Raw genomic sequence first — 9761 nt, forward strand, 5'->3', positions numbered from 1 at the left:
GGCCCGGCCGGACGTCTGCCGATCGACCGGCCGATCGACGGCTAGACCGCGCTGCCGGCCTTCCACTCGGCCCAGCCGAGGTTCCAGCCGTTCAGGCCGTTGTCGGGGGCGACGGTCTTGTCGCCGGAGTTCACGACCTCGACGACGTCGCCGACGATCGAGCTCTTGTAGAACTTGTAGCCGTCCGTGCCGCTGTCCTGCGCGCCCTGGGCGTCCCGCAGGCCCACGCAGCCGTGGCTGGTGTTCTGGCCGCCGAAGATCGACGGCGAGGACCAGTAGTTGCCGTGGATGAAGGTGCCCGAGGTGGTGAGCCGCTGGGCGTGCGGCACGTCCGCGATGTCGTACTCACTGCCCAGGTTGACGGTCTGGGAGTTCATCCGGGTCTGCTGGAACTGCTCGGATATGACCATCTTGCCGCCCCAGGTGCGGTGCTCGGGGGCGCCGCCGGAGATCTTGTACACCGCGCTGACCTGGCCGTCGGTGGTGACGGTGAGCGTCTTGGCGCCGAGGTCGGCGACGCTGGTCTGGGCCCGGCCGACGGTGAAGCGGACGTCCTTGGACTGGGTACCGTAGACGCCCTTGGCGCCCTCGACGTCCTTGAGCCGGAGCTTGAGGGTGACCTTGGTGCCCTTGGCCCAGTAGTCCTCGGGCCGGAAGTCGAGGCGGGTGCTGGAGAACCAGTGCCCGACGATCTCGACGCCGGGCTCGGCGGTGACGGTGATCGCCTGCTGGACGGCCTTGCGGTCGGTGACGGGCTTGCTGAAGTTGATCGACACGGGCATGCCGACGCCGACGACCGAGCCGTCCTCGGGCGTGAAGTAGCCGACGAAGGTGTTGGCCGGGGTGGCGGTGGTGAAGGTGGCGTTGGCGTCCGCCTCCAGCTTGTCCTTGTCCTGGGCGGTGGCGACCACGGTGTACTTGGTCCCGCTGGCGGGGGCGGCGGCCGAGGTCCAGGAGCTGCCGTCCGCGGCGAGCTGGCCGGCCAGCTCCTTGCCGGTGGAGTCGGTGACCTTGACGGTGCCCAGGGTGCCGTTGCCGACGGTGACCTTGACCGGCTCGCTGAAGCTGGCTGTGGTGGAGCCGTCCGCGGGGGTGACGGTGATCACCGCGGCGGAGGTCCTGGGGGCGCTGCTGGCGCTACCGCCGCCCGGGGTGCCGCCCGGGCTGGCGTCGCCGGAGCCACCGGAACCGCCGGACCCCGCCGCTCCGGTGTCCTTGGTGTCGTTGCAGGCCGCCAACAGCAGGACGGGGGCCCCGATCAGGCCCGCGAGCACACCGCGCCGGCTCCAGTTCCCTCCGCCTGTGCGTCCCTGGCCGTCCCGTGCCGTCACGTCGCGTCTCCCTGCTGATCATCCCGGGCATTTATGGATACAGAAACGCAATCCGCCCGTTCACGGTTCCATCACCGAAGGGTAAGCGATCGTATGAGATGACCCAACTTCCCTCTAAACAGGGACAAAACGCCCGGCCTGCGGGGCAGACCGGGCGTTCACGGGGCGTGAGGGAGCGAGCCGCTACTCGGCGGACTCCTCCACCACGTACTCGTCCCACTCCTCGCTCTCGGGGTCGAACTCGGTCTGCGCCGACTCCCAGGTCGCCGAGGCCAGCTCGACACCGGGCACGTCGCCGAGCAGCGCCACCGGGTCGATGAAGTGGGCGAGGGAGCCCGACGGGTCCACCTCGATGGCGTCGACGGACTGCGCGCGCTCGTCGTCGTCGAGGTACTCGTCCTCGGTCACCTGCTTCAGGGCGGCCGCCTTGAGCGCGCCCTCGTCGGTGATCTCCGCGATGAGCTCGATCTTGAGCCGGACGTAGCGCGGGGCGTCCTGGCCGGTCGTTTCAGTGCTGGTCATGCGTGCGAGCGTACGGGAAGGGCCGGCCCCTCGGAGAAGGGCCGGCCCTGCCGTTCTCCGCCTGGGCTCCCCCACCCGGGAGCCGCGGAGACGCGCCGTGCGGCGCTGGTGCACCGCGGGAGCCGCCACACCCTGTCGACCGGCCGCAGCCGGGCAGGGGCGGGACGACGGCGCCTCCCGCGGAGGGGCCCCTCGCCCGGCGGACCGGACGGAGGGCGGGCACGACGGACCGGGTCAGGACCGTCCGACGCGCCCCGAGCCGACCGCGTCCGCCGGGGAGCCGCTCCCGGACGGTCACCGCCGCCTCGCTCGGCGTCTCGCCGTTGACCACAACGATGCCGGACCGTTGTTAACCACGTGATGCGGGCAGGTGACGCCGGTGTACCACTTCGCCCGTGGGCGAACCGGCCGGGAGCGGCGCGGGTTGACCGCGGGTCAGTGCGCGGCGCGGCCGGTCAGGAAGCCCAGCAGGTCCTGGCGGGTGACGATGCCCTGCGGCTTGCCCTCCACCAGCACCACCGCGGCGTCGTCCTTCTCCAGCACGGTCATCAGGTTGGTGACCGTCTCGCCCGAACCGACGACGGGCAGCGGCTTGGACATCACCTTGTCGAGCGTGTCGGTCAGCTCGATCTCCTTGGCGAAGACGCCCTCCAGCAGCAGCTTCTCCACCACCGAGCCGATCACCTCGCCGGCCATGATGTCCGGGTGGCCGGCGCCGGGCGAGACCACCGGCATCTGCGAGACGCCGTACTCGCGCAGCACCCGGACCGCCTCGGCGACGGTCTCGTTCGGGTGCATGTGGACGAACTGCGGGATGCCGCCCTGCTCGATGGCCTCCTTGCGGCCCAGCACCTCGCCGATGTGCGCCTCGTCGGTGGCCGAGGGCAGGAAGCCGTAGTCGGCCATCCAGTCGTCGTTGAAGATCTTCGACAGGTAGCCGCGGCCGCCGTCCGGCAGCAGCACCACCACGACGTCGTCCGGCCCGAGGTCCTTGGCGACCTCCAGCGCGGCCACCACGGCCATGCCGCAGGAGCCGCCGACCAGCAGGCCCTCCTCCTTGGCCAGGCGGCGGGTCATCTGGAAGGAGTCCTTGTCGGAGACGGCGACGATCCCGTCGGCGACGCCGCGGTCGTAGGCGGTCGGCCAGAAGTCCTCGCCGACGCCCTCGACCAGGTACGGCCGGCCGGTGCCGCCCGAGTAGACCGAGCCCTCCGGGTCGGCGCCGATCACCTTGACCTTGCCGCCGGAGACCTCCTTCAGGTAGTTGCCGGTGCCGGAGATGGTGCCGCCGGTGCCGACGCCCGCCACGAAGTGGGTGATCCGCCCGTCGGTCTGCTCCCACAGCTCCGGGCCGGTGGAGTGGTAGTGCGAGGCCGGGTTGTCCGGGTTGGAGTACTGGTCCGGCTTCCAGGCGTTCGGGGTCTCCCGGACGAGCCGGTCGGAGACGTTGTAGTACGAGTCCGGGTGCTCCGGCGCCACGGCGGTGGGGCACACGACGACCTCGGCGCCGTAGGCGCGCAGGGTGTTGATCTTGTCGGTGGACACCTTGTCAGGACAGACGAAGATGCACTTGTAACCCTTCTGCTGGGCCACGATCGCCAGGCCGACACCGGTGTTGCCGGAGGTCGGCTCGACGATGGTGCCGCCGGGCTTCAGGGCGCCCGAGGCCTCGGCGGCCTCGATCATGCGCATCGCGATGCGGTCCTTCACCGAGCCGCCGGGGTTGAAGTACTCGACCTTCGCCAGCACGGTCGCGCTGATGCCCTCGGTGACCTTGTTCAGCTTGACCAGCGGCGTGTTGCCGACCAGGTCGATGATGGAGTTGTGGTACCGCACGGGGGTCCTCCCGGTAGTGGGCATGCGAGTGCATTCGGTACTGCAAAGCCTAGGGCGTGGCGACCGCCCCAGCCCGCCCTTCCGCCCCGGCCGCCCCGCGCCCGGCCCCGCGGCCCCGCCCCCGCGGCACGGCCTGACCGGTCCCACCAATGGCCGAGCACGACAGGTAGCCCCGGCCCCCGGGCGGGTAGGAGGGGTGTGCAGGCACCGCCGCGGCCCCGGAGGGGGCGGCACGAGGACGCGAAGGGGGCAGCGGATGCCAGGGGCACAGGACTCGCGGGCCCGGGTGGCCCGCCGGATCGCCACCGCGGCGGCGTACGGCGGCGGCGGGCTCGGCCTGCTGGGCGTCGGCCTGGTGGGCGTGCTGCTGACCGAGAGCAAGCTCGCCGTCCAGGCGATCGGCGTCCTGGAGGGCGACCCTCCCAAGGCCGACGGCGTCTACGGCGAGGCCTTCGCCGACAGCACCGCCGCGCCGCAGCCCCCGCTCGTCCTCGCCGTCCTCGGCGACTCCACCGGCGCCGGCCTGGGCGTGCTGCGCTCCCGCGAGACCCCGGGCGCACTGCTGGCCGCGGGCCTGGCCTCGGTGGCCGAACGCCCGGTCCGGCTGGTCAACGTGGCGCGGTCCGGCGGCCGGTCCGCCGACCTCTCCGGCCAACTGGAACAGGCACTGCCGCACCACCCCGACGTCGCCGTGATCATGATCGGCGCCAACGACGTGACCCGGCACAGCCCGGCGCAGCTGGCCGTCCGCCACCTCGGCGAGGCGGTGGCGGCGCTGCGGGCGAACGGCTGCGAGGTGGTGGTCGGCACCTGCCCGGACCTCGGGACGATCAAGCCGGTGCGCCCGCCGCTGCGCTGGGTGGCCCGCCGGCTGAGCCGCCAGCTGGCGGCCGCGCAGACCATCTCGGTGGTGGAGGCGGGCGGGCGGACGGTCTCGCTGGGCTCACTGCTGGGCCCGGAGTTCGCGGCGCGGCCGGAGATGTTCGCCGCCGACCGCTACCACCCGTCCGCCCAGGGCTACGCGACCGCGGCGATGGCCGTGCTGCCCTCGGTCTGCGCCGCGCTCGACCTGTGGCCGGAGGAGGAGCGCCCGACGGCGCCCGTGCCGGGCGGGCGGGTGCTGCCGGTGGCGGTGGCCGCGGCGGCCGCGGCCGGGCGTTCGGGCACCGAGGTGGCGGCCGTCGAGGCGGAGGGCGCCGGGCGCCGCTGGGCCCTGCTGCGCCACCGGCTGCGGGTCGGCCAGCCCGCTGCGGGCGCCGCAGGGGAGCCCCTGGCGGACACCGCCGGCGGCGGCGCACCGGGCGCCGGGAACACGTCGGCCAGCTCACACGCCGCTACGGGTGACGCCTGATCTACCAGGCGGTAACTTTCCTCCCGGACGTCCGTCCGCCGCCACTCAGCGAGGAGCCCGCCATGCCCGAAGCCGTCATCGTCAGCGCCACCCGTTCGCCGATCGGCCGGGCTTTCAAGGGCTCGCTCAAGGACGTCCGCCCCGACGACCTGACCGCCCACGTCATCCAGGCCGCGCTGGCCAAGGTCCCGCAGCTCGACCCGCGGCAGATCGACGACCTGATGCTGGGCTGCGGCCTGCCCGGCGGCGAGCAGGGCCACAACCTGGCCCGCATCGTGGCCGTCCAGATGGGCATGGACTACCTGCCGGGCGCGACCATCACCCGCTACTGCTCCTCCTCGCTGCAGACCACGCGGATGGCACTGCACGCGATCAAGGCGGGCGAGGGCGACGTCTTCGTCTCGGCCGGCGTGGAGACCGTCTCGCGCAGCGTCAACGGCACCTCGGACGGCCTGCCGGGCACCATGAACCCGCTCTTCGACGAGGCCCAGGCCCGCACCGCCAAGCGCGCCGAGGAGGGTGGCGGCGAGTGGCACGACCCGCGCGAGGACGGGCTGCTGCCGGACGCCTACATCGCGATGGGCCAGACCGCCGAGAACCTGGCCGCGCTCAAGGGGATCACCCGCGCCGAGCAGGACGAGTTCGGCGTCCGCTCGCAGAACCTCGCCGAGGCCGCCATCGCGTCGGGCTTCTGGGACCGCGAGATCACCCCGGTCACGCTGCCCGACGGCACCGTGGTGAGCAAGGACGACGGCCCGCGCGCCGGCGTCACGCTGGAGGCCGTCTCCGGCCTGAAGCCGGTGTTCCGCCCCGACGGCACCGTGACCGCCGGTAACTGCTGCCCGCTGAACGACGGCGCGGCCGCGCTGGTCGTCATGTCCGACACCAAGGCCCGCGAGCTGGGCATCACCCCGCTCGCCCGGGTGGTGTCCACCGGCGTCAGCGCGCTCTCCCCCGAGATCATGGGCTACGGCCCGGTCGAGGCCTCCAAGCAGGCACTGCGGCGGGCCGGGCTGACCATCGACGACATCGACCTGGTGGAGATCAACGAGGCCTTCGCCGCCCAGGTGATCCCGTCCTACCGCGACCTCGGCATCGACCTGGACAAGCTGAACGTCAACGGCGGTGGCATCGCGGTCGGCCACCCCTTCGGCATGACCGGCGCCCGGATCACCACCACGCTGATCAACTCCCTGCAGTGGCACGACAAGCAGTTCGGTCTGGAGACCATGTGCGTCGGCGGCGGCCAGGGCATGGCGATGGTCATCGAGCGCCTCAGCTGACCCCCGCCGGACCCCGTGAAGGGTCTGGACCACCCATTTGGAGTGACGTAGAGTAATTGAGGGCCGGATCACACCGCGAGGTCGATCCGGCCCTCTTTCCGTTCGTTTCCGGTCCGGAAATCGACACTGCGGAGCGGATCAACTCCACTGCGTAGAACGGTGTTACCTAACAATTTGGGGACAAGAGCGAAAGTCTCGGACAAATTAGACATTCGCCACTGCGGTAACAGCCCCCCATGCGGCAGTGTGGAGACGTAACCCCGTTCCGCTCCTCCCTAGGAGTACGTTCCGTGAGCGCCGTCTACACCATCCTGCTGCTGACCCTGATCGCCGTGTCGACCGCCGTGCTGTTCCACCTCCGGGGGCTCTCCCGCCGGCTGGACGCGCAGGCCACGGCCGAGGCCGCGCCCGCACCGGTCGACGAGGCCGCGATACGCCGGGCCGTCACCGAGGCCCTCGCCGCCGACCGCGAGCGGGAGATCACCGAGGCCCGGGCCTTCTGGGCCGAGCAGGAGGCCCGCGCGGCCGAGGACGCGCCACTGTTCGACTCGCCGTTCACCGGGGTCTTCGCCGGCACCGACGAATGGCCCCTCTTCTTCCCCCGCCCCACCGGCCCGCAGGACGCCGCCGACAACGCCGGCACCATGGACCCGGAGTTCGGCGAGGCGCTGCGCTCCGCGCTGGAGGACCTCATCAACGAGGGCGGCCCCGCCGAGCCCGGCGTCGACGGCGGATCGCCGCTGCGCCCCGGCCACCCGGCCGGCGCCGGCTCCACCGAGGTGGCCGGGGAGGCCCGCGCCCGCCGCGAGGCCGACCTGCTGGCCACCGGCCTGGAGGCCGGGCTGCTGGACACCGACCCGGTCGTCGAGGACGCCCCGGCCGCCGCGCCCGACCCGCGCCGCCACCCCTCGCACCCCGACTTCGTCCCCAGTCAGGCGCCGTCCCGCGAGTGGACCGACACCCGCCTGGCGTCCCTCGCCGAGGAGGCCGTCGCCCTCGTCGACGTCCGACCCGGCCCGCTGGGCACCCTCGACGTCTACGCCTTCGCCGACGGCACCACGCTCTGCGTGGCCCCGGGCGACCGGGAGGCCGCCTACCGGCTGATCGACGCGGTGCGCGCCGGTGAGCACGTCCGACTGCTCGGCGGCTCGCGCTTCTCCGGCTCGTACTCGCTGACCTTCTCCACCGACGACGAGGCCGTCTACGTGCTCGCCGACCGGGTGGTCGCCAGCATCTGACCGCAGCGGTACGACAGCAGCAGCGACGAAGGCCGGCCGGGTCAAGGGGTTACCGACCCGGCCGGCCTTCGGCCTGTCCGGCTCCGGGGCGCGCAGCGCGCCGAGGCCGGTTCCGGCGGCTCCTAGGCGCAGAGCTCCGTCGTCCCGCGCACCGCGGCCAACGCCTCCGCCAGCACCGCGGAGGCGGCCCGCGGGCCCTCCGGCAGCGACACCCCGGCCTCCGCCGGCAGCGCCGCGAGCGCGGCCGCCAGGTCGTGCCCGGCGACGGCCAGCTGGTCCCCCACCGCGAACGCCCCGGCGTCCGGGAAGTCCCGCGGCGCCCCGCCCTCGACCGCCAGCGCCAGCGCGGCCAGCCGCCGGGCCAGCGCCAGCGCGGCCGCCGCCCGGGACTCGTGGCCGGGCACGGCGCCCAGCAGCCTGCTCTGCGGCAGCGAGCGGAAGCGGTCCGCCAGCGCGTCCACGGCGTCGATCAGGGGCTGTCCGTCCAGGGGCTGTACGTCATGCATGGCAAGGAGCCTAGGGGCCAGGAGGCGGGCACGACGCCGCCGGGCCCCCGGAGCAGGAGCTCCGGGGGCCCGGCGGCAGTGGTTCGCGACGGGCGGGACCCTTAGTCGTCGCCCCGCAGGATCGCGATCAGGCGCAGCATCTCGACGTAGATCCAGACCAGCGAGAGGGTCAGCCCGAAGGCGGCCCGCCAGGCCTCCTTCTGCGGCGCACCATGGGCGATGGCCTCCTCGATCGCCGCGAAGTCCAGCGACAGGAAGAACGCGCCGAGGCCGATGCCGATCAGGCCGACCACGATGCCCAGCGGGCCGGAGCGCAGACCCATGTCGGCACCGAACGCCATCGCGATCATGTTGACCAACAGCAGCAGCACGAAGCCCATCGCGACCGCGATGCCGATCCGCGTGTACCGCGGGGTGACCCGGATCCGGCCGCTCTTGTAGGCGAACAGCATCGCCGCGAAGACGGCGGCCGTGCCCAGCACGGCCTGGATCGCGATGCCCGGCCAGATGGTGTTGAAGGCGTGGGTGACCGCGCCGAGCGCGAAGCCCTCAAGACCCGCGTAGAGCAGGATCAGCGGCGGGCTGACGCTGCGCTTGAAGGAGACCACCAGGCCGACCACCATGGCCACCAGGCTGGCGCCGATCGCGACCCCGAAGTTCTCGAAGGGCAGCGCGAACCAGGCGACGGCGCCGGCGGCGACCAGGGTCAGCAGCGTCATCGCGGTGCGCGCGACCACGTCGTCGAGGGTCATCCGCCCGGTGGCGGCCGGGCCGGCGGACGGCCCGTTGTACATCTGGTAGAGCTGCTCGTCCGTCAGCGGGCCCTGGCCCTGCGGCTGCTGGGCGTAAGGGGTCCCCGCGTACGGGTTGGTGCCGTACTGGCCCCCGGCCTGAGCGGTGGTACCGAACCCCGCGTAGCCGGGCTCGCGGGTGAAGGACCCCTCCCGCGAGAAGACCGGGTTGCTGCTTCTCATTGCTCATTCCCTCCGTGGCGGCACTGCACCGCCCAGCCACCAGGGTAATGGCTTGGCAAAAATATCGGGATACGCCGCGAGGAGGATCACTGGACGACTCCCGGCGGGGACGCCGTCGGCGCCCCCGCGAGTCGAGCGGTGCCCGGAGCCGGACTCGAACCGGCACGGCCTCGCGGCCAAGCAGTTTTAAGCTGCCCGTGTCTGCGTTCCACCATCCGGGCGTCCTGTGGACTGACCGCGCCACCGGCCGGAGGAGAAACGCTCCGCCCCGGTGCGGGCCACCCCTGAGCCTAGTCGCCCGCCTCACTCTTTCGCATGTTCCCAGCCAGGGAAGTTGTCATGTTTCCTTGCCATCTGACGAACAGTCCGCGATTCGGCCACGAAGTGCACCGGTTCCGGCCACCGCCCCGGGCTCAGGGTCGGCGTCATACCGCAGGAGGAGGGCGTCACCTGGCCGTACAACCAGCGGCGGTCAGGCCAACCGTCCGGCGGAGCGACGAGAAACCATGATCACGCAGCGGAGCATGGTGCTACGGCCGGACGCCCCTGGCAGCCCGCCGTACAGACGCCCGGCGCGTCACCCACAGCCCGCCACCAGCAAGGAGCACCCCCGTGACCTCGTCGACCGCAACCGCCGTCCGCACCGGCCGGGCGGCCGCCCGCGCCACCGGCCTGAACAAGGTCTACGGGGAGGGGGAGACCCGCGTCGTCGCCCTCGAC

Annotated in this window: 8 protein-coding genes, 1 tRNA gene and 1 pseudogene; 4 read left to right on the plus strand and 6 right to left on the minus strand. The window is 72.6% G+C overall.

Features of this window, described 5'->3' with window-relative positions; translation table 11 throughout:
• Positions 1–41 precede the first annotated feature (41 nt).
• The 3 genes from ACIRS1_RS28475 to ACIRS1_RS28485 form a co-directional block, all read right to left on the minus strand.
• A complete protein-coding gene (locus tag ACIRS1_RS28475) occupies positions 42–1331 on the minus strand; it encodes an Ig-like domain-containing protein (RefSeq protein ID WP_360210950.1) in 1290 nt (429 codons plus the stop codon).
• A gap of 183 nt (positions 1332–1514) precedes the next feature.
• Complete coding sequence (locus tag ACIRS1_RS28480) at positions 1515–1853, minus strand: hypothetical protein (protein WP_360210952.1); 339 nt, start codon at positions 1851–1853, stop codon at positions 1515–1517.
• Positions 1854–2288: 435 nt separating this feature from the next.
• Entirely contained in the window at positions 2289–3689 is a 1401-nt protein-coding gene (locus ACIRS1_RS28485; RefSeq protein WP_360210954.1) for a cystathionine beta-synthase, read from the minus strand.
• Positions 3690–3945: 256 nt separating this feature from the next.
• On the opposite strand from ACIRS1_RS28485, the gene ACIRS1_RS28490 reads away from it, so the two are divergent.
• The 3 genes from ACIRS1_RS28490 (at position 3946) to ACIRS1_RS28500 (ending at position 7561) form a co-directional block, all read left to right on the plus strand.
• Positions 3946–5040 (plus strand): SGNH/GDSL hydrolase family protein, encoded by a 1095-nt coding sequence (locus ACIRS1_RS28490; protein WP_402844826.1) that lies wholly within the window; start codon positions 3946–3948, stop codon positions 5038–5040.
• Positions 5041–5102: 62 nt separating this feature from the next.
• Positions 5103–6323 (plus strand): acetyl-CoA C-acetyltransferase, encoded by a 1221-nt coding sequence (locus tag ACIRS1_RS28495; protein WP_360210958.1) that lies wholly within the window; start codon positions 5103–5105, stop codon positions 6321–6323.
• A gap of 290 nt (positions 6324–6613) precedes the next feature.
• Positions 6614–7561: a hypothetical protein gene (locus tag ACIRS1_RS28500; protein ID WP_402844829.1), complete on the plus strand. Its 948-nt coding sequence runs from the start codon at positions 6614–6616 to the stop codon at positions 7559–7561.
• A 122-nt stretch (positions 7562–7683) separates the two neighbouring features.
• Here the strand turns inward: ACIRS1_RS28500 and ACIRS1_RS28505 are convergent, their stop codons facing one another.
• From ACIRS1_RS28505 to ACIRS1_RS28515, 3 genes are all read right to left on the minus strand, one after another.
• Positions 7684–8067: a hypothetical protein gene (locus ACIRS1_RS28505; protein WP_360210962.1), complete on the minus strand. Its 384-nt coding sequence runs from the start codon at positions 8065–8067 to the stop codon at positions 7684–7686.
• Positions 8068–8168: 101 nt separating this feature from the next.
• Positions 8169–9041, minus strand: coding sequence for a Bax inhibitor-1/YccA family protein (locus tag ACIRS1_RS28510; protein WP_402844832.1), 873 nt, complete (start codon positions 9039–9041; stop codon positions 8169–8171).
• 139 nt (positions 9042–9180) lie between these two features.
• Positions 9181–9262: transfer RNA gene (locus tag ACIRS1_RS28515), tRNA-Leu, on the minus strand.
• Positions 9263–9653: 391 nt separating this feature from the next.
• Between ACIRS1_RS28515 and ACIRS1_RS28520 the strand changes: the two are divergent.
• Positions 9654–9761: pseudogene (locus ACIRS1_RS28520) on the plus strand (ABC transporter ATP-binding protein); the annotation flags it as partial.

The sequence above is a fragment of the Kitasatospora sp. NPDC101176 genome (genome assembly GCF_044768035.1).
Lineage (GTDB): Bacteria > Actinomycetota > Actinomycetes > Streptomycetales > Streptomycetaceae > Kitasatospora.

Coding starts and splice junctions, on each gene's coding strand:
- ACIRS1_RS28480 (WP_360210952.1), bottom strand. CDS start 1,853: ATGACCAGCACTGAAACGACCGGCCAGGACGCCCCGCGCTACGTCCGG.
- ACIRS1_RS28490 (WP_402844826.1), top strand. CDS start 3,946: ATGCCAGGGGCACAGGACTCGCGGGCCCGGGTGGCCCGCCGGATCGCC.
- ACIRS1_RS28495 (WP_360210958.1), top strand. CDS start 5,103: ATGCCCGAAGCCGTCATCGTCAGCGCCACCCGTTCGCCGATCGGCCGG.
- ACIRS1_RS28505 (WP_360210962.1), bottom strand. CDS start 8,067: ATGCATGACGTACAGCCCCTGGACGGACAGCCCCTGATCGACGCCGTG.
- ACIRS1_RS28510 (WP_402844832.1), bottom strand. CDS start 9,041: ATGAGAAGCAGCAACCCGGTCTTCTCGCGGGAGGGGTCCTTCACCCGC.